Source organism: Nonomuraea sp. NPDC050536, assembly GCF_044457685.1.
Classification (GTDB): domain Bacteria; phylum Actinomycetota; class Actinomycetes; order Streptosporangiales; family Streptosporangiaceae; genus Nonomuraea.
This window is the reverse complement of record NZ_JBITHD010000012.1, coordinates 135,507-153,601: the sequence shown is the minus strand read 5'-3', so window position 1 is coordinate 153,601 and position 18,095 is coordinate 135,507. Positions and strand designations below refer to the sequence as shown.

Sequence of the window (18,095 nt, the reverse complement as noted above, 5' to 3'; positions counted from 1 at the left end):
GCGAGCAAGGTTAGACCCTCAGGTGCACAAGGTGAGAACGGCGTCGGCAAAGGCCTGGGGCGCCTCCTGGGGCACGTTGTGACCGATGCCCGGCAGCAGGCGGTGCTCGTAGGAGCCGGTGAAGTACTCGCGGTCGCCTTCCGGGCCGGGCCCTCCCACGCCGTCGGCGCCGCTTTCCAGGACGATCGCGGGGACCGCGATCGGCGGCTCCTGGGCGATGAGGTCCTCCAACGGCTGGTAGCGCGGATCGCCCTCGGCCAGGTTGAAGCGGTGCCGGTAGGAGTGGAGCACGACGTCCACGAAGTCGGGGTTGTGCAGGCTCGGCGCGCTGGCGGGAAACGCCTTGGCCGCGTCCTGCCAGGTCGGCGACCAGGTGCGCCACAGCAGCTCGCACAACCGCTCCCGGTTGGCCGCCAGCCCGCGGCGGCCGCGCTCGGAGTGGAAGTAGTACTGGTACCAGTAGGTGGCCTCCCACTCGGGGTCGACGGGCTCGTCGGCGTAGGCGAGGTTCTGCACGTTGTACCCGTCCACCGTGACCAGCCCGCGCACCCGGCCGGGTTGCGTCGCGGCCGTGATGCAGGCCGCCCGGCCGCCCCAGTCGTAGCCCGCCAGGACCGCCTGGTCGATGCCCAGCGCGTCCATGAAGTCCATCAGGTCCTGCGCGATCGCCGCCTGCTGGCCCGACCGCATCGTCGCCGCGACCAGGAATCGCGTCGGTCCGAAACCCCGCAGGTACGGCACGAGCACCCGGTGACCCGCGGCGGCCACGATCCGCGCCACCTCGTCGTACGCCCGGACGTCATACGGAAACCCGTGCAGCAGGATCACGGGTGAGCCCTCGCCGCTGCTCTCGTAGGCGATGTCGAGCACGGGTGTGGTGACGGAGGCGTGAGTCATGCTCCGATCATGGCATGCGGCCACTGATGCGTGATTTATACATGTTTACGATGATGATGGAGTTCTTGTCCTTTTTATAGGGCAAAAGGGTGCCATGAGGAACTCGATCGTGTGGCTGACGGTGGCCGCTCTGCTGGCCGTACCGAAGGCCCAGACGGACTTTCCCGACCTGAACCCCACGGTCACGGCGCGGCTGGACGTGGCTATCAAGAAGGTCATGCGCGATGCCCAGGTGCCAGGCGTCATCGTCGGCCTGTCGGCTCCCGGCAAGGGCTCGTACGTGCGCGCCTTCGGCGTCGCGGACAAGGCGACCAACACCACCATGACGCCCGACCTCAACATGCGCATCGGCAGCGTGACCAAGACCTTCACCGTGACCGCCCTGCTCCAGCTCGTCGACCAGGCCAAGATCGGCCTCGACGACCCGATCGCCAAGTACGTCGACGGGGTGCCCAACGGCGACAAGATCACCCTGCGCGACCTCGCGGACATGCGCAGCGGACTGTTCAACTACACCGAGGACCAGGAATTCTTCAAGGCCTTCACCGCTGACCCGAAGCGGGCCTTCACCCCGCAGGAACTGCTGGCCTACTCCTTCAAGCATCCGGTACGGTTCCAGCCCGATGAGCGGTTCCAGTACTCCAACACGAACACGATCCTGCTGGGACTCGTGGTAGAGAAGATCGGCGGCCGGCCGCTGAACGACTTCATCCACACGAACGTGGTGGAGAAGGCCGGCCTGGGGCACACCGTCTTCCCGACGGACGCCACCTTCCCGAGCCCGCACGCCCACGGCTACACCAAGCAGGACGCATCGGGCACGGTCCAGGATGCCACTGACTGGAACCCCTCCTGGGGCTGGGCCGCCGGAGCGATGATCTCCGACCTGCCCGACCTGCGCACCTGGGCCCGCGTCCTGGCCACGGGCACGCTCCTGACCTCGAAGACGCAGGCCGAACGCCTCAAGATGGACACGTCCACCGTCCCCGGCGTCGGATACGGGCTGGGCATCTTCAACGTCCAGGGCTGGATCGGGCACAACGGCTCGCTGCCCGGCTACGAGGCGCTCGTCATATACCTGCCGGAGGACCAGGCGACGCTGGTCGTCCTGCTCAACACCGACATCCTCCAGGGCGGCCAGGAACCCAGCACCCTCTTCGGCAAGGCCATCACCGAGGTGGTCACCCCGAACCACGTCTTCGACCTCCCGGTCGGGGCGGCCTCGGCCAGCCCGGGCCCCTCCAGCCCCAGCCCGGAAACCCCCACTCCAACGACGCCCACCCCAGGGACGCCCACCCCGGGGAACCCCACCGCCATCCCAGAGACGCCCACGCCAAGCGGCTGAGCCCGGCTCCCCGTCACTGACCCACCCAGACAGTACGGCTCGCTCCCTCGAGTCGTCAGATGCCGTCGAACGAGAGGTGGCCATCGCGCAGGCCGTCGACAAGGGGGACCTGGACGCGGTGGCGGTCGAGCCGTTGCCGTCGCAGGCCAGGGTCATGCAGGCGTTCCTGCGGCTCGGGTTCCACTTCAAGTCCGCCGACGTGGAGGCCGGCCGCATCTATGGCGTGCACCAGGAGTTGCCGTTCTACCAGGAGATCGAGTTCCATCCGCCGCGCCACCACGCGGGCCACGTCAACGAGGTGGAGCTGACGTTCGTGGCGAGCCCGCGCGGGCTCGAGGTCGTCCTCGAGGCCGACAAGCGCGGGTCGGGCGACGCGTTCGGTCGCTTCCAGGTCACGCACGAGCAGGCCGTGCACATGGACTGGGAAAGCGAGATCGAGCGCTGGCTGTCCAGCCTGCCCAGGCACGGCTTCGGGCACCATCACCACGAGTACCACGAGCATCACGACGGGCCCGGTTGGGGGAGCGTGGCGGCGGCGGGAGCGGCGGGTCTGGTCGGCGGGCTGGTGGTGGGCGAGATCTTCGAGGAGATCTTCGACGGGGACGATGGCGGAGACGGCGACTGGTGAGTCAACCGATCATGACGGGGTGGCCGGTTCTCGCTGAGGTGTAGGCCGCCTCGATGATGGCGACCGCCGCGGCGGCGTCCTGGCCGGGAGCGTGGTTCTCGCCGTGGCCGGCGATCAGGGCGCCGAAGGACTCGACGGGGGCGTGCTTGGCCCAGGCCGGTTGGCTCGGGTCGGGGGCGAGGCGGATCTGCGTGCCGTCGCCGCGGTGGATGGCGGCCGTGCCGTACTGGATGTCGTGCTCGACCATGCCGCGCGTGCCGTAGTAGCGCAGGCGCTGGCGGGTCGGCAGACCGTCGGGGACGGTGCCGGTGGCGGTGAGGGTCCCGATGGCGCCGCCGGCGAGGCGGAAGGTGAGCGCGTTCACCACGTCGAGCGGCAGCGAGCGGTTGTCCATGTAGGCGAAGACCTGCTCGGCCCGGCGCCCGGTGGCGCGGGTCAGGGCGCCGACGAGGTGGGTGAGCTGGGCCTGTCCCTGCCCGCCCGCGGCCAGGGCCGGGTCGCCGTAGGTCGCGTTCCCGGCGAACAGGTCCATCATGATCGAGGAGAAGTCGCCGTTGACGCAGACCAGCTCGCCGATCTCCTCCTGTACGGCGGCGCGGACGCGGATCGCGGCCTCCGTGTACTGGCCGGTGTAGCCGACCGACAGGTGTACTCCGGCGCGCGAGGCGGCCTCGACCAGGTCCCACGCCTGCGCGGCGGTGGTGGTCATGGGCTTTTCGACCAGGACGTGGATCCCGGTGTCCAGCGCGGCGCGGGCCAGCGCGTGGTGTGTGGTGTGCGGGGTGGCGATGACGACGCCGTCGACGAGCCCGGAGGCGTACAGCTGCGAGGCCTCGGTGAAGGCGGGGACTCCGGAGCAGCGGGACGGGTCGGTGTCGCACACCGCGGTCAGTTCCAGGGAGGGGGAGGCGGCGATGGCGGGTAGGTGGGCGAAGCGGGCCCACCAGCCCAGGCCGACCACGCCAAGCCGGACGGTCACCGTACCCGCTGGAGCGGGATAGAAGGGTCGAGCTCCAGCCCGAACCCGGGCGCGTCGCCGAGCCGCACCTTGCCGGCGGCCGGGAAGGTCTCGCCGGTGAAGATGGGGTGCTGCGGCACCAGCCCGCCGCAGTCGCCGGCGAAGATGCCGAACTCGGCCAGCGGCGGCTCGGGCCTGGTGGCGACGAAGTGGTAGGCGTGGTGGCCGCCGGTGTGCGGGATGAGCCGGACGCCGTGGGTCCTGGCGACCGTGGAGATCCGGCGCAGCTCGGTGAGGCCGCCGCACCAGGCGGGGTCGGGCTGGATGACGTCCACCCCGGACTCGCACAGCAACTGGAACCCGGCGGCGGTGTACTCGTGCTCGCCCGAGGTGAGCGCCATGCCCTGCGGCAGCCGCGAGCGCAGCCGCCGGTGGGCGGCGTAGTCGTCGGGCCGCAGCGGTTCCTCGATCCAGTGGAAGCCCAGCGGCGCGACGGCGTGCCCGAGCCGGGCGGCGTAGTCGACGTCCAGCGACATCCAGCAGTCGTACATGAGCGGGAAGTCGGCGCCGACGGCCTCGCGTGCCTGCTCGGCGATGGAGACGTTGGCGCGGAAGCCCTCCTCGCCCTCGACCGGCGCGTACGTCAGCGGGATCTTGGCGCCCCAGAAGCCCAGCTTGCGCGCCACGTCGGGCCGCGGCCCGGTGGCGTACAGCTCGACCTCGGAGTGCACCGCGCCGCCCAGCAGGGCGTGCACCGGGGTCTGGGTGATGCGCCCGTGCAGGTCCCAGACCGCCAGGTCGACGGCGGAGATGGCGTGCAGGGCCAGGCCCTTGCGCCCGTAGTGCAGGGTGCTGTTGAACATCCGGTCCCAGATCGGCTCGTGGTCGAAGGCGCTCCGGCCCTTCACGAGGTAGGCCAGATGCAGCGCGACCAGCGTGGCGACGACCACGCCGCCGTTGGTGGTGCCCACGCCCACGTGCCCGGAGGCGCTCTCGACCTGGACGACGACGGTCTGCTGGGAGTTCGGGCCGATGGCAGCCATCCGGTCGTCGCGGAAGTCGGCGTGCTGGGTCATGGGGCTGGCCACCTTGCGCCGCTTCCACTGCCGTAACGCCTCGCCGTCACCTGGCTCGGCGGGCGCGGGCGGCAGGTTGACGTGGTCGGCGACGTAGGCGCGCACGTCCACGATCCGGTCCATCAGCGCTCCTGGTTCTTGTACGGCTGGACGGCCTGGTGCGCCGCCGCCATGGTCTCGCCGGCGTGCTCGAAGGTCCGCTGGGCTATCGCGATGAACAGCATGTCGACCACGGCGAGCTGGCCGTGCCGGCTGGCCAGCGACTCGGTCCTGAACCCGGTCTGCCGCACACTGGTCAGCAGGAGCAGGTCGGCACGGGCCGCGAGCGGCGAGGCGTGGTCGTTGCAGATCGCGATGGTGGCCGCGCCGTGCGAGACCGCCTCGGTCACCATGTCGACGGCCTCCTTGGTGCGGCCGCTGTGCGAGATGGCCACGACCACGTCCCTGGGGCCGAGCAGCGCGGCGCCGCTGAGTGCGATGTGGGTGTCGTTCGAGGTCCACGCCGGCACGCCCACGTGGTAGAGCCGTTGCTGCAGCTCAGAGGCCACGGTGGAGCTGCCGCCCGCGCCGAACACCCACACCCTGCGGGCGGTGGCGAGCATGCTGACGGCCCGGTCGACGGCGTTCAGGTCGAGGCCGGAGACGGTTTCGGCGGCGGCCTGCGTGATCGTGGCGGCGACCACCTCCGCGATGCGGCCGATGTCGTCGTCCTCGGCCACGTCGGCGCCGATGCTGACGCTCCACGGCTCCGCACTGGTCCTGCCGCTGTCGGAGGCCAGCGCCAGGCGCAGCTCGGCATAGCCGTTGAGGCCGAGCGCGCGGCACAGCCGGGTGATGCTGCCGGTGGACACCCCGCAACGCTCCGCCAGATCGAGGATGGTCAGGCGGGCCACCGCTCCGGGATCGCTCAGCACGAGCTCGGCGATGGTGCGCTGGGCCTCCGGCATCGAAGGTGCGAGCGCCGCGAGCCGATCGACGATGCCCTCCACCGGGCTCTGCATGTGAGTCCTCCTCTTCCGCGACATGAAGAATAATTATTCGCTGCTTGGCGGTCAATCTCTTGACGATCTGGGATGTAAGCCTCATCTTATCGGCACACGGAGAAAAATTAATCGCGATGCGAATGAGGTGCGGATGTCTTCCCTCTCTGCGACCGGCTACCTGAGCGTGCTCCATGACGTCATGGCCCGCGTGAGCGCGTCCCAGGCGCCGCTGGTGGACAAAGCGGCAGGGCTGATCGCCGAGGCCATCGAAGCCGGCGGCATCCTGCAGGTCTTCGGCAGCGGCCACTCCGAGGCGTTCGCCCTGGAGCTGACCGGCCGGGCCGGCGGGCTGGTCGCGGCCAACCGGATCGAGCTGCGCGACCTGGTGCTGCGCGGCGGCGCCGACCCGGACGTGCTCACCGACCCGGCGCTGGAGCGCGATCCCGGCGTCGCCATCCGGCTCTACGAGCTGGCCGCACCGCACCCGCGCGATGTGTTCGTCATCGCGTCCAACTCGGGGGTCAACGGCTCGGTCGTCGAACTGGCCGCCCTGGTCAAGGCGCACGGCCACGCGCTGATCGCGGTGACCTCGGCCGAGCACTCCGGGCGGATGCCCTCGCGGCACCCGTCCGGGCTTCACCTGGCCGACCATGCCGACATCGTGCTGGACAACGGCGCGCCGTACGGCGACGCCATCATCCCGCTGCGCGACGGCGGCCATGTGTGCGGCGTGTCCTCCATCACCGGCGCCCTGCTGGCCCAGCAGATCGTGGCCGAGGTGGCACGGCGGATGGAGGAATCGGGGGTGCGGCCGCCGGTGTACCTGTCGGCCAACATCCAGGGCGGCGACGCCCACAACAGGGCCCTCGAAGACCGGTACGACGGGCGCATCCGCCGTACCACCAAGTGATCCAGGAGTACGATCATGAACGTCCTTTCCAGGCGGCAGGTCCTGCGCGGAGCCGCCCTGACGGGTGTCGGCCTGCTCGCCGCGGCCTGCGCCACCCCCGGCGGCGGCGATGACGCCCCGAAGCCCACCGTGACAGGCGCGCGCAGCGCCGCCAACCCGCTCGGCATGAACGAGACGGGCCCGCTCGAGATCGTGATCTTCGACGGCGGCTTCGGCGACGCCTACGCGACCAAGATCCACGAGCCGATGTTCCAGGCCAAGCACCCCAAGGTGCAGCTCAAGCACGTGGCCACCAAGGAGATCGCCGGCACCCTGCAGCCGCGTTTCGTCGGCGGCAACCCGCCCGAGGTGATCAACAACGACGGCGCCCAGGCGCTCGACGTGGCGGCGCTGATCCAGGGCGGCCAGGTGGCGGACCTGACCCCGCTGCTCGACGCCCCCTCCTGGGACGAGCCTGCCAAGAAGGTGCGCGACGGGCTGCTGCCGGTGGCCATCGAGGCGGGCTCGTTCGACGGCAAACCGTACAGCCTGCCGTACGTGTTCATGATCTTCGGGTTCTGGTACTCCAGCAAGCTCTTCGCGGAGAAGGGGTGGCAGCCGGCGGCCACCTGGGACGAGTTCCTCACGCTGTGCGGGCAGGTCAAGAAGGCGGGCATCGCGCCGTTCGCCTACGCGGGCAAGTATCCCGGCTACGTCTGGGAGGCGATCCTGACCATGGCCGTCAAGCACGGCGGCACCGACGTGATGAAGAACGTCGACAACCTGGAGGACGGCGCCTGGAAGGTCGACGCGCTCAAGCAGGCGGCCGCCGCGTTCGGCGAGTTGCACGCCAAGGGCTACCTGCTGCAGGGCACCGAGGGGCTCAACCACACCGAGTCGCAGGCCAGGCAGAACAGCTACGAGGTCGCCATGATCCCCAACGGGTCGTGGCTGGAGAACGAGCAGAAGGACGTCGCGCCGGCCGACTTCGGCTACGCCATGTTCCCCGTCCCCGCGCTGGAGGCGAGCGAGGCGATCCCGCAGACCGCGCTGCACGCGATGCCGGGCGCCGGGTTCATCGTCGCGGCGCGCAGCAAGAACCCGCTGGCGGGGATGGAGTACCTGCGGGCGATGGTGTCCAAGGAAGGCGCGGGCCGCTACAGCGGCATGGTCAGCACGCTCACCACGGTGAAGGACGCCGCGCTGCCCGCCGACGCCAAGCCGGGGCTCAAGAGCGCGTCGGCGGCGCTGTCCGCGGCCGGGACGAACCTGGTCAACTGGCGCGTGCAGGAGTGGTACAAGGAGATCGCCACCGAGCTCGACGCCGCCACCGGCCAGCTCATGACGGGCGGCATCACCGCCGACCAGTGGACGGAGCGCCTGCAGAAGAAGGCCGACGCCGTCAAGAAGGACTCCTCGATCAAGAAGTTCTCGAGGTAGCCCGCCGTGCGGCACGGACGGATGCGCTTCGCCGTCGGCTTCCTGACGCTGCCGGTGCTCCTCTACGTGGTCTACGTGATCTCCCCGTACGCGCAGGCGTTCCAGATCTCGATGACCAACTGGCGAGGGGTCGACGCCCGGCCGGAGTTCGTCGGGCTGGAGAACTTCCAGCGCCTGCTGGACGACCCCATCTTCTGGAAGGCGATCAGCCACAACGCGATCCTGCTGATCTGCCTGCCCGTCATCACCCTCGTCCTGGCCCTGCTGTTCGCCTACCTGCTCAACGCGGGCGGCGACCGGCCGGGTAGGGGCATCCGCGGGTCGGGCTTCTACCGGGTGGTGTTCTTCTTCCCGCAGGTCCTGTCGGTCACGATCATCGCGGTGATGTTCCAGTCGGTGCTCCGGCCCGACCGCAGCGGCGTCATCAACGGGCTGCTCATGCAGGTGGGCCTGGAACCGGTCGGCTTCCTCACCAATCCGGCCCTGGCGCTGTGGTCCATCCTCGGGGTGCTGGTATGGCAGGCGGTCGGTTTCTACGTCGTGCTGTTCTCCGCCGGCATGGCCGCCATCCCCAAGGAGCTGAACGAGGCGGCGCAGATCGACGGGGCGGGCAAGGCCACCACGTTCTTCCACGTCACCCTGCCCCTGCTGCGGCACACCGTGCAGGTCGGCTGGGTGTATCTCGGGGTCGCCGCCTTCGACGCGTTCTCGATCGTGTTCGTCCTGTCGGCCGAGCACGGCGGGCCCGACTACAGCACCACCGTGCTGGCCAACGAGGTCTACCGCAACGCCTTCGGCTACGCGAAGTTCGGCTACGCCTCGGCCATCGGGGTGGCCCTGTTCTTCTGCACACTCACCTTCGCCGCGCTCACGCTGCGGCTGACCCGGCGCGACCGACTGGAGTACTGACGATGGCCGTCGACGTCCGCCCCGCACTGCGGCAGCGCGCCGCCAGCCCGCCGCGGGCCAGGGCCAGGCTGATGCGGCTGGCCCACGTGGCGCTGGCCTTCTGGGCGATCCTGGTGGTCGTCCCGCTGCTGTGGACCTTCCTGGCGTCCTTCAAGGACACCGCGGAGATCTTCGGCCCCGCCTGGTCGATGCCGGCCAAGCTGCGGCTGGACAACTGGGTCAGGGCCTTCCACCAGGCGCGCATCGGCACCTACCTGTTCAACACCGTGATCGTCGTGGCGCTGTCCACGGCGGGCACGATGGCGCTGGGCTCGATGGCCGCCTACGTGCTGGCCCGCTACCCCTTCCGCGGCAGCGGCGCGATCTACCTGCTGCTGGTGTCCGGGATGGCCTTCCCCGTCTACCTGGCCCTCACCCCGCTGTTCTTCGTGGTCAAGAACACCGGCTCGATCCCGGTCATCGGCCAGTTCATCGGCCTGGACACCTACGGCGGGCTGGTGCTGGTCTACATCGCCTACTCGCTGCCGTTCACCGTCTTCTTCCTCACCGCGTTCTTCAAGACGCTGCCCACCTCGGTGGCCGAGGCGGCGTTCATGGACGGCGCCTCCCACTCACGGATCTTCTTCCGGGTGATGCTGCCCATGGCGCGACCCGCCCTGATCAGCATCACGATCTTCAACGTGCTCGGGCAGTGGAACCAGTACCAGCTGCCGCTGATCCTGCTCAGCGGCAACGCCCGCGACAAATGGGTGCTCACCCAGGGCATCGCCGACATCTCCACCTCCACCGGCTACAGCGCCGACTGGGGCGCCCTGTTCGCCGCGCTCAGCATGGCCATCCTGCCGATGCTGGTCGTCTACATCCTCTTCCACCGGCACATCCAGGCCGGCATGACGGAAGGGGCGCTCAAGTGACCCTCACCCTGGGCCTGGACGTGGGCGGCAGCACCACCAGGGCGGTGGTCGCCGACCTGGACGGCCAGGTGATCGCCAGGGCCACCGGCGGCGGCGGCAACCCCATGGCGCACGGCGCCGCGGCCGTGGAGGAGATCGGCCGGACCGTCCGCCAGGTGCTGGCCGGGCTGGATCCAGCCCACGTCGCCGCCGGGGTGCTCGGGCTGGCGGGCGGGATGAGCCGCTACGCGCCCGACTTCGCGCTGCTGTGGCCACGGCTCGGGCTGGCCAGGCCGCCCCGGCTGGTAAGCGACGTGGAGCTGGCCTTCGTCGCCGGCACCGACAGCGCCGCGGGCAGTGTCCTGCTCAGCGGCACCGGCGCGGCCGCCGCCCGGATCGTCGACCGTACGGCGACGCGGACCGCCGACGGGCACGGCTGGCTGCTCGGCGACCTGGGTTCGGGCGTGTGGATCGGGCGCGAGGCGATCAAGCACGCGCTGCGCTGCCTCGACCGCGCGCGCACCACGAAGCTCGCGCAGGCCGTGCTCGAGCGGCTCGGCCACTCCACCCGCGAGGTGATCGAGGCGGTGCACGCGTCCCCGGTGACCGTGCCCGCCTCGCTCGCGCCCCTGGTCCTCCAGGCCGCCGCCGAGCGGGATCCGGACGCCCGCCGCATTCTCGACACCGCCGCCGCGCACCTGGTGACCACGCTGGGCGTGGTCCGGGACCGAGGGGAGGACTCGCCGATCGTGCTCGCCGGTGGCCTGCTCGCCGCCGGAACTCCACTGGTGAAAGCCGTAAGCCGACCCGTCGCCGAGCGCTGGCCGGCGGCACCGATCACCCATATGGGCGACGGCGCGGAGGCCGCCGCCCGGCTCGCCCGACACGACCTCGGAAAGGCATGCCCATGAAGCGCACCCTGTTATGCCTGGCCATGATCGCCTCGACCTTGGCGATCTCGCCCGCGGTCGCCGCCAAGGCCGCGCCCGCCCCGCAGCTCGTCGACAGCTTCGACAAGGCCCGCGACACCGACCCCACCTACGGCCTCAACGACTCGCTCGGCGTACGGCAGAGCGGCACCGCCCGCGGCGTCACCTACACCCGCGTGGCGGGGAACTGGTCGTCAACCGATCCGCCGCCGCCCTACTACTCCCAGGTCAACCACCCCAACTACCCGGGCAAGCTCAGCTTCGCGCTCACCCGCTCCGCGGTCCGCCTCGACGCCCCCGTGGCGGCCGACCTGAACGACTCCTACACCGTCACGGCCACCGTCGACCCCGACCCCAAGTCGCTCGGCACCCCCGGCGACTGGAGCTCGATCATGCTGTCGCGGACCTCGGGATCCGTCGGCTACGTCACCAACGGCGACGTCCAGCTGGGCCTGACGGTCTCCCGCAACGGCGACGTCCAGCTGTTCCGCTCCGGCACCGCCCTGTTCAACCCGCCGCTCACCACCACCCGCGCGGCCGACGGCTTCCACGTCTCCGTCGCCGTGGCCGATGCCTCCAAGGCCAACCCCTCGGTCACCGTGACCGTGAACGGCGCCGCCAAGACGACCGGGCTCGGCACGGCACTGCCCAACCCCTACCTGTACCTGGGCGCCTACGTCAGCAACGACAAGCAGGTCAGCACCGTCGACGACCTGACCGTCAGCCGCGTCTCCCGCTTCGCCGACAGCTTCGACGGCGCCAACGACGTTGACCCCGGCTACGGGCTCAACGACGCGCTGGGCGGCAGGCAGGCGCCGCTGGCCACCCAGACCTACACCCGGGTGTCGGGCAACTGGTGGTCCTACGACCCGCCGCCGACCTGGTACTCGCAGGTCAACCACCCCAACAACCCCGGCAAGCTGATGTTCGCCATCTCCCGCTCGGCCGTGCGGCTCGACGCTCCCGTCGCGCCCGACGTGAACGACTCCTACACGGTCACGGCCACCGTCGACCCGGATCCGAAGGTGCTCGGCACGCCGAGCGACTGGAGCTCGATCATGCTGTCGCGGACGAAGGACTCCAGCGGCTACGTGACCAACGGCGACGTCCAGCTGGGATTGACGGTCGCGCGCAACGGCGACGTGCAGCTGTTCCGCTCGGGTACCGCGCTGTGGAGCTCGCCGTTGACCACCACGCGGGCCGCCGACGGTTTCCACGTCAACATCGCCGTGGCCAACGCCTCCAAGGCCAGCCCCTCGGTCACGGTCACCGTGAACGGCGCCAGCCGTACCGCCGACCTGGGGGTTTCCATCCCCAAGCCCTACCTGTACCTGGGCGCCTACGTCAGCAACGACAAGCAGATCAGCACCGTCGACGACCTGGCGATCAGCCGCATCGACCCGTACCCGAACCTGAAGTACTACGGCTACTTCGCCGAGCGCATCCTGAAGCGGTGGGGCAACCACATCCCGGAGGTGACCGGCTTCGCCAACCTCCACTGGATCAGTGTCTCCCCCGACTACGACGACCCCTCGAGCGGATACGCCCTCTCCGATCTGGACAGCTGCCCGGCGCACTCGTGCGCGCTGTACGTCGGTGACGAGTTCTTCCCGCACTCGACCTGCCAGAACGGCACGTGCCCGATCGATCCAGGGCTGGTCAGGTGGAAGGCGTTCCTGGACAAGGTCAAGCCCTACCAGGACAAGATCGGGGCGATCTACCTGAAGGACGAGCCCCAGGACTACGGCGTCACCAACGCCGACCTGCAGACCATGGCCAGCGCCGTGAAGTCCTCCTACTTCGGGTCGCTGCCCATCTTGCTGACTCTGTCCGGTGGGAAGGTGAACCCGAACACCTACGTTCCCGCCGAGGTGGACTGGCTCGGTGCCGACGACTACGGCGCGGACGCGGCCAGGCTCGACTACCTGATCAGCACGATGGAGCGGATGACCGGCGGCACGAAGAAGACCTACCTGTTCCCGCCGACCGTCGTCGGCCCCTACACCGGCCAGTACGACACGCCGGAGAAGATCCAGGCGGTCCAGCAGGTCTACTTCGACGCCGCCAAGCGCCACCCGAGCGTGATCGCCATCATGAACTTCGGCCCCTGGGTGGAGGCCTGGCCAGGCCAGCCGATCACCTACCCGTACCAGATCCCCGACATCTGGGCGACCCAGGAACGGCTCGGCAACGCCGTGACCGTCAAGGAGTGATCGCATGCCGCTGTTCGATCTCCCGCTCGACTCGCTGCGTTCCTACCGTCCCGATGTCCTGACACCCGCGGACTTCGACTCCTTCTGGAAGGACACGCTCGCCGCGCAGGGTCCGCTCTCGCCGGACTTCACGCCTGTGGACGCGGGCCTGCCGCTGGTCGACGTCTTCGACGTCACCTTCGCCGGGTACGGCGGGCATCCCATCCGCGGCTGGCTGCTCCTCCCGGCCGGATCCGGGCCCGTCCCCTGCGTGGTGCAGTACCTGGGGTACTGGCGCGGCCGCGGCGAGCCGTACGCCTGGCTGGCCTGGCCCGCGGCGGGGTACGCCACGTTCGTCATGGACAGCAGGGGACAGGGCACCACCACGTCCGCCTACGCGGGCGCCACCCCGGACCCGGGTGGCGCCACCCACGGGATGCTCACCCACGGCATCCTCGACCCGGCCGGGTACTACTACCGCAGGCTCCACACCGACGCCGTCCGCGCGGTCGACGCCGCCCGCGCCCATCCACGCGTCGACCCGGCCCGCGTCCTGGTCGCGGGCGGCAGCCAGGGCGGCGGCATCGCGCTGGCCGTGGCCGGGCTGCGGGACGACCTGTCGGGAGCGCTGATCGACGTGCCGTTCCTGTGCCACTACCGGCGCGCCGTTGAGCTGGTGGACACCGAGCCGTACGCGGAGATCACCCGCTTCTGCGCGGCCAACAGGAGGGAGACCGACCGGGTCTTCCAGACTCTGTCGTACTTCGACGGGGTCAACTTCGCCGCGCGCGCTGGGGCGCCGGCGCAGTTCTCCGTCGGGCTCATGGACGACATCTGCCCGCCGTCGACCGTGTACGCCGCGTTCAACGCCTACGCGGGCAACGCGGAGATCACCGTCCATCCGTTCAACGGTCACGAGGGAGGTGCCGACACCACTCTCCGCGAGAAGATCGCCTGGGCGGCGGCGATCACCGTCTGACGTCATGAGCGGGCCTCGGCGGCCTCAAGCAGGTCGCCGAGCTCCAGCAGCACGGCCTCGAGCCGGACGTCCTCGACGGCCGCGACCCGGTGGCCGAGGTCGGGCTCGGCATCAGCCGTTCTCCAGTACGTAGTGTCCGTCTCTGCGGAAGCCGGTGATCCGGTAGCCGGATGCCAGCGCCTGCTGCATGGCCTGCCGTACGGCCAGCCGCCAGCCCGCCGCGGCCGCGGGGGATGCCCTTCTGAGCGCCTCGATGTCGTCGGGAACGCGGATCAGGACCCTGGCCGCTCCGGTGGGACGCAGCACGGGCGCGCCGTCCTGGTCCGCGCCGAGCAGGGTGGCCGTGTCCGCGGGCCCGGGTTCGGCGCGGCGCGGGGAGTCCAGCCGCCACACCAGGTAGAGCCGGTCGCTGGCGTGGCCGGCGTTGACGCCGTCGAGCATGGGGCCGTAGAAGTCAGGCAGGTACGCCGTCGGCAGCGCGCCCAGCTTGTGCAGGTTGAAGTAGGCGTTGCGGCCGAGCAGCGGGTCGAAGGTCCAGTGGATCTCGCCGATGCCCCTGGCCAGCGCCCAGTCGCGCTGGTGCTGCTTGAGCGCGTAGCCGACGTGCAGCCCGCGGTGGGCGGGCAGCACGCCGGTGATGTGCGAGTGCAGATGGCCGCCGGGGGCGGTGAAACCGGCCGCCGCCCCGACCATCTCGTCCCCGGCGAAGGCGCCCGCCACGTAGTTGCCCGAGTGCTCGAGCGCCCTGATCAGCACCGGCTCGACCGGCGGGTGCGCCTCCTCGGCGTGCCACACCCGGGCCAGCAGCGCCGCCGCCGCCCGCTGCTCCCGCACGTCGGCGAGCTCGCGGATCCGCAACCGGACGTCGACCACGTCAGACACGCGGCGCCACCCTTCCGCCCAGGCGCACCAAGCCGTCGTCGAGGAGCTGCATGACCAGGGCGGTCGTCCACGCCTTCCGCCGCTCACCGAGAGTGCCGAGACCCATCTGGTTGCTCCTCCTCCGTCGCGTTTGCCTGGATGGCGGAAACGCTAGGCGGGAGCGGGCGGCCGGGTCCTGAGCCGTCACCACGAAGCCGGGCTCGGCTTTTGGTGCCGCCCACCATGGTGCGCGGCCGGTTTTTCTTGTCAATGGTTTCGGAATTCGCGCGTTATCGAGAATTTATTTTGGTGTAGTATGATGTGCTTATTGAATGGGAAATGCGTTTAGCATCGGCGTTCCGGACACAAAGAAAGGAACGACCGTACATGCGGGAAACGCAGCCCAGCCAGACCGCCGTCATGGCCGCCGCCGCCCGGGCGGCACACCTGGTCGTTGACCACGAGCCCTACATCTTCCGCGACACCATGGCCGCCGCATTGCTGGGCGCGAAAGGTGAAGAGGTCATCGGTTATCACCGGACCTACGGTGACCACGTCGTGCTTTCCGGCACGCGTGCCCAGGTGACCGCCCGCAGCCATTACGTGGAGGGTCGGCTGGGCGAGGGGGCGGGCCAATATGTGGTGCTGGGCGCGGGGTTCGACACGTTCGGCCTCAGGAACGCTACGGGCGGGCGGGTGTTCGAGGTGGACCACCCCGCCACGCAGCGGTGGAAGCGGGAGCTGCTGGCCTCGGCCGGGCTCACGCCACCGGCCCAGCTCGCCTTCGTCCCGGTGGACTTCGAGTCGGACGACCTGATGGAGGCGCTCGTCGCGGCGGGCTTCGACCCGCGCGAGCCGGCCCTGGTGAGCTGGCTCGGCGTGGCCATGTACCTCACCGAGGAGGCGATCGCGGCCAGCCTCGCCACCGTCGCCCGCTTCGCGCCTGGCAGCGAGCTGGTCATGGAGTACGCCCTGCCGCCCGCGCTCCGCGACGAGCAGGGCCACGCCTTCGCCGAGTTCGCCCTGCCCGCCGCCGCCGAGCGCGGGGAGCCGTGGCTGTCCTTCTTCACCCCCGGCGACCTGTCGTCCCTCCTCGACCGGCACGGCCTCAAGACCGCCGAGCACGTACGGCAGGCCGACTGCGTCGCCCCCGAGCTGTGGAATCGCCAGGACGCGCTACGCCCCGCCGACCTGTGCCGCCTGGCCCGCGCCACCGTCACCGGCTGAGGAAGCGGTGCAACCCGTCCCGGACACCGTCGGTGGGGACCGTTGAGGCGAAGGCCGCCGCCTCGACCGCCAGCCCCTCGTCGATCGGCAGGTTGATCCCCCTGGTCACGGCCCGGAGGCAGGCCGCCACGGCGGTCGAGGCGTGCCGTACGATCCTGGCGGCCAGGTCGCGGGCGGCGGCGAGCAGGTCGCCGGCGGGGACGACGGCGTTGACCAGACCCAGCTGGCCGGGATGGACGTCATGGCGCATCCGGCGTCCTACCTGGTGTGGCTCGGGCTGGAGCCGCACCAGCGGCCCGACCAGGTGGCGGCGGTGCTCGCGGCGGAAGGGATCCTCGTGTCCACCGCCGACGCGTTCGCCATCGGCCCCTCCCATCCTTCTGCGATACGCCTGGCACTGGGGACGCCCGAACTGGCCGAGCTCGGCCCCGCGCTGCACCGCCTGCGAAAGGCGATCGAGGCGATCCCGCCGTAAGTCCAGCAGCCTGATTGCGGTGCACCTGAGTAATGGGTACTCATGCCGCCCGGCATGTTTCCGCCGACACTGCCGGTGGCGGTGATAACACGTACTCACCAGGGGAGGGGGACTGGAAATGGCGCTTCGCTGCCTTCGCTTCGCCGGAGATCCGGTTCTTGAAAGCTGTGCCGACGGAACGCACCGCATGCTGCTGAACGAGGAGGGACTGGCCGTCGTCCGCGTTCAGATCGCGCTGCGGGAATTGGGATTCGACCTCGGTCCCGCGGGCGCCGACGGATTCTTCGGACCCGCCACAGGCACCGCCGTCAGCCTGTTCAAGCAACAGCACGCCCTCACGCCCTCGGACCCGGTGGTAGGCGTCGGCACGATGACCAAGCTCGACGACCTCTTCTTCGTCGACCCGCCGATCCTGGACCCCGCCTTTCTGGAGTTCAGCCCGCTCGTAGCGGACAAGCGGGTCGACCCGCTGGTGGCCAACGTGCTGGCCGGGCATCTGGCGGCGCCGTTCGGCTCGTGGCGGCGCATGGCGGCGATGTTCGCGCTGAACTCGCTGAACAGCGGCGAACTCGCCTGCATCGTCGCGGCCGGCAGGTTCGGCGACCTCAGGAACCTGGTGCTGCAGCAGGCGGCTCCCGTCCAGCCCAACGGCGAGACCTCCGCGCAGTGGTTCGAGCGGGAACGCCTGGACGCGTTGAACGCCAGGGGTTGGAGCGGCGCCACCTTCGACTTCCAGAAGCCGGACGGCGACCCGGTCGGCATCATCCTGCTATCGGATGAGCTACTGCGCGGAAAGGCGCGGACCATACGTGCCGCGACGGGCCAGGAAATCCGCGAAGAAACCGGGCAAACCGTCATCCACGAGCTCACCCACTTCCGCAACCTGAGAAAAGGGCCCGGAATACGGCTGACCCCGGATTCGGATTCCGGGACCTACTTCGATACGGCACTGGCCGCCCAGCTGACCGGCACCATGCCCCGGCCGACGGTGGTGGTGCTGCTCGAATTCCTGGAAGAGATCAGCGCCCGCCACGTGGAATGGCACGTGCGCCAGGAAACGCAGGGCAATCCGTTCGCGGGCCGCTTCCTCACCGACGAGCAGTTCGCCGCGGCGGTGGTCAGCTACCTGCACGAGTTCCCCCGCCTCTTCGACGCGGGCAACGACTACGTGACCACGCTCAACCAGCGTCCCGACGACACCGAGGCCCGCCTGCGGCAGGCGGCGCTCTGGCTGCGCCGCCTGCAGGAGTTCTCCTTCACCGACAACGCCGACGACGAGGCGACCGTGCAGCAGCGGCTGCAGAAGGCCGCGAGCGTGTGCGACTTCCTGGCCGCCGGGGGCGCCCTGGTCGACCCGCCCGACCCGCAGGGCCTGTTCCCGCTCGTCCAGGACTTTCCCTGAAGGCGCCGCGTG

At 70.0% G+C, this 18,095-nt stretch carries 18 protein-coding genes; 12 read left to right on the top strand and 6 right to left on the bottom strand.

All coding sequences use genetic code 11. The features are described 5' to 3' along the window. Positions 1-18 precede the first annotated feature (18 nt). Complete coding sequence (locus ACIBHX_RS30685) at positions 19-897, bottom strand: alpha/beta fold hydrolase (protein ID WP_397070797.1); 879 nt, start codon at positions 895-897, stop codon at positions 19-21. Between the two features lie 94 nt (positions 898-991). Here ACIBHX_RS30685 and ACIBHX_RS30680 point away from each other — a divergent pair, with 94 nt between their 5' ends. Further along, positions 992-2,242 (top strand): serine hydrolase domain-containing protein, encoded by a 1,251-nt coding sequence (locus tag ACIBHX_RS30680; protein WP_397070796.1) that lies wholly within the window; start codon positions 992-994, stop codon positions 2,240-2,242. A gap of 16 nt (positions 2,243-2,258) precedes the next feature. Then, positions 2,259-2,870 (top strand): sporulation protein, encoded by a 612-nt coding sequence (locus ACIBHX_RS30675; RefSeq protein WP_397070994.1) that lies wholly within the window; start codon positions 2,259-2,261, stop codon positions 2,868-2,870. 1 nt (position 2,871) lies between these two features. On the opposite strand, the gene ACIBHX_RS30670 is transcribed toward ACIBHX_RS30675, so the two are convergent. The 3 genes from ACIBHX_RS30670 to ACIBHX_RS30660 are packed head-to-tail and all read right to left on the bottom strand — an operon-like array spanning position 2,872 to position 5,905. Further along, the gene (locus ACIBHX_RS30670) at positions 2,872-3,849 is read right to left on the bottom strand and encodes a Gfo/Idh/MocA family protein (protein WP_397070795.1); all 978 of its coding nucleotides are present in this window, start codon (positions 3,847-3,849) and stop codon (positions 2,872-2,874) included. After that, complete coding sequence (rhmD, locus tag ACIBHX_RS30665) at positions 3,846-5,027, bottom strand: L-rhamnonate dehydratase (RefSeq protein WP_397070794.1); 1,182 nt, start codon at positions 5,025-5,027, stop codon at positions 3,846-3,848. Before rhmD ends, ACIBHX_RS30670 begins: the two co-directional genes overlap by 4 nt. Further along, positions 5,027-5,905, bottom strand: coding sequence for a MurR/RpiR family transcriptional regulator (locus ACIBHX_RS30660; RefSeq protein WP_397070793.1), 879 nt, complete (start codon positions 5,903-5,905; stop codon positions 5,027-5,029). Before ACIBHX_RS30660 ends, rhmD begins: the two co-directional genes overlap by 1 nt. Before the next feature lie 133 nt (positions 5,906-6,038). Between ACIBHX_RS30660 and ACIBHX_RS30655 the strand changes: the two genes are divergently transcribed. The 7 genes from ACIBHX_RS30655 to ACIBHX_RS30625 are packed head-to-tail and all read left to right on the top strand — an operon-like array spanning position 6,039 to position 14,118. Next, complete coding sequence (locus tag ACIBHX_RS30655; RefSeq protein WP_397070792.1) at positions 6,039-6,797, top strand: sugar isomerase domain-containing protein; 759 nt, start codon at positions 6,039-6,041, stop codon at positions 6,795-6,797. 15 nt (positions 6,798-6,812) lie between these two features. After that, on the top strand, positions 6,813-8,216 hold the full coding sequence (gene ngcE, locus ACIBHX_RS30650; protein WP_397070790.1) for an N-acetylglucosamine/diacetylchitobiose ABC transporter substrate-binding protein: 1,404 nt from the start codon (positions 6,813-6,815) through the stop codon (positions 8,214-8,216). A 6-nt stretch (positions 8,217-8,222) separates the two neighbouring features. Then, positions 8,223-9,125 (top strand): carbohydrate ABC transporter permease, encoded by a 903-nt coding sequence (locus tag ACIBHX_RS30645; protein WP_397070789.1) that lies wholly within the window; start codon positions 8,223-8,225, stop codon positions 9,123-9,125. Between the two features lie 2 nt (positions 9,126-9,127). Then, entirely contained in the window at positions 9,128-10,039 is a 912-nt protein-coding gene (locus ACIBHX_RS30640) for a carbohydrate ABC transporter permease (protein ID WP_397070788.1), read from the top strand. Then, positions 10,036-10,929: an N-acetylglucosamine kinase gene (locus ACIBHX_RS30635; RefSeq protein ID WP_397070787.1), complete on the top strand. Its 894-nt coding sequence runs from the start codon at positions 10,036-10,038 to the stop codon at positions 10,927-10,929. The genes ACIBHX_RS30640 and ACIBHX_RS30635 overlap by 4 nt, the downstream gene beginning before the upstream one ends. Further along, complete coding sequence (locus ACIBHX_RS30630) at positions 10,926-13,160, top strand: hypothetical protein (protein WP_397070786.1); 2,235 nt, start codon at positions 10,926-10,928, stop codon at positions 13,158-13,160. The genes ACIBHX_RS30635 and ACIBHX_RS30630 overlap by 4 nt, the downstream gene beginning before the upstream one ends. A 4-nt stretch (positions 13,161-13,164) precedes the next feature. Continuing rightward, complete coding sequence (locus ACIBHX_RS30625) at positions 13,165-14,118, top strand: acetylxylan esterase (protein ID WP_397070785.1); 954 nt, start codon at positions 13,165-13,167, stop codon at positions 14,116-14,118. A 111-nt stretch (positions 14,119-14,229) separates the two neighbouring features. On the opposite strand, the gene ACIBHX_RS30620 is transcribed toward ACIBHX_RS30625, so the two are convergent. After that, a complete protein-coding gene (locus tag ACIBHX_RS30620) occupies positions 14,230-15,000 on the bottom strand; it encodes a GNAT family N-acetyltransferase (protein WP_397070784.1) in 771 nt (256 codons plus the stop codon). 366 nt (positions 15,001-15,366) lie between these two features. On the opposite strand from ACIBHX_RS30620, the gene ACIBHX_RS30615 reads away from it, so the two are divergent. After that, positions 15,367-16,206, top strand: coding sequence for a class I SAM-dependent methyltransferase (locus ACIBHX_RS30615; RefSeq protein WP_397070783.1), 840 nt, complete (start codon positions 15,367-15,369; stop codon positions 16,204-16,206). Here ACIBHX_RS30615 and ACIBHX_RS30610 read toward each other — a convergent pair. Beyond that, positions 16,196-16,456, bottom strand: coding sequence for an enoyl-CoA hydratase-related protein (locus tag ACIBHX_RS30610; protein ID WP_397070782.1), 261 nt, complete (start codon positions 16,454-16,456; stop codon positions 16,196-16,198). The genes ACIBHX_RS30615 and ACIBHX_RS30610 overlap by 11 nt on opposite strands. On the opposite strand from ACIBHX_RS30610, the gene ACIBHX_RS30605 reads away from it, so the two are divergent. Together ACIBHX_RS30605 and ACIBHX_RS30600 are read left to right on the top strand one after the other, a co-directional pair. Then, positions 16,448-16,681, top strand: a complete 234-nt coding sequence (locus tag ACIBHX_RS30605; protein ID WP_397070781.1) for a hypothetical protein — start codon at positions 16,448-16,450, stop codon at positions 16,679-16,681. The two genes, ACIBHX_RS30610 and ACIBHX_RS30605, sit on opposite strands and share 9 nt — an antisense overlap. A 187-nt stretch (positions 16,682-16,868) precedes the next feature. Continuing rightward, entirely contained in the window at positions 16,869-18,083 is a 1,215-nt protein-coding gene (locus ACIBHX_RS30600) for a peptidoglycan-binding protein (protein ID WP_397070780.1), read from the top strand. The last annotated feature ends 12 nt before the right edge of the window (positions 18,084-18,095 follow it).

What these genes read in the sequence shown, in the direction of transcription:
- ACIBHX_RS30685 (WP_397070797.1), bottom strand. Translation starts at nt 897, where the DNA reads ATGACTCACGCCTCCGTCACCACACCCGTGCTCGACATCGCCTACGAG.
- ACIBHX_RS30680 (WP_397070796.1), top strand. Translation starts at nt 992, where the DNA reads ATGAGGAACTCGATCGTGTGGCTGACGGTGGCCGCTCTGCTGGCCGTA.
- rhmD (WP_397070794.1), bottom strand. Translation starts at nt 5,027, where the DNA reads ATGGACCGGATCGTGGACGTGCGCGCCTACGTCGCCGACCACGTCAAC.
- ACIBHX_RS30660 (WP_397070793.1), bottom strand. Translation starts at nt 5,905, where the DNA reads ATGCAGAGCCCGGTGGAGGGCATCGTCGATCGGCTCGCGGCGCTCGCA.
- ACIBHX_RS30655 (WP_397070792.1), top strand. Translation starts at nt 6,039, where the DNA reads ATGTCTTCCCTCTCTGCGACCGGCTACCTGAGCGTGCTCCATGACGTC.
- ngcE (WP_397070790.1), top strand. Translation starts at nt 6,813, where the DNA reads ATGAACGTCCTTTCCAGGCGGCAGGTCCTGCGCGGAGCCGCCCTGACG.
- ACIBHX_RS30640 (WP_397070788.1), top strand. Translation starts at nt 9,128, where the DNA reads ATGGCCGTCGACGTCCGCCCCGCACTGCGGCAGCGCGCCGCCAGCCCG.
- ACIBHX_RS30630 (WP_397070786.1), top strand. Translation starts at nt 10,926, where the DNA reads ATGAAGCGCACCCTGTTATGCCTGGCCATGATCGCCTCGACCTTGGCG.
- ACIBHX_RS30625 (WP_397070785.1), top strand. Translation starts at nt 13,165, where the DNA reads ATGCCGCTGTTCGATCTCCCGCTCGACTCGCTGCGTTCCTACCGTCCC.
- ACIBHX_RS30615 (WP_397070783.1), top strand. Translation starts at nt 15,367, where the DNA reads ATGCGGGAAACGCAGCCCAGCCAGACCGCCGTCATGGCCGCCGCCGCC.
- ACIBHX_RS30605 (WP_397070781.1), top strand. Translation starts at nt 16,448, where the DNA reads ATGGCGCATCCGGCGTCCTACCTGGTGTGGCTCGGGCTGGAGCCGCAC.
- ACIBHX_RS30610 (WP_397070782.1), bottom strand. Translation starts at nt 16,456, where the DNA reads ATGCGCCATGACGTCCATCCCGGCCAGCTGGGTCTGGTCAACGCCGTC.
- ACIBHX_RS30600 (WP_397070780.1), top strand. Translation starts at nt 16,869, where the DNA reads ATGCTGCTGAACGAGGAGGGACTGGCCGTCGTCCGCGTTCAGATCGCG.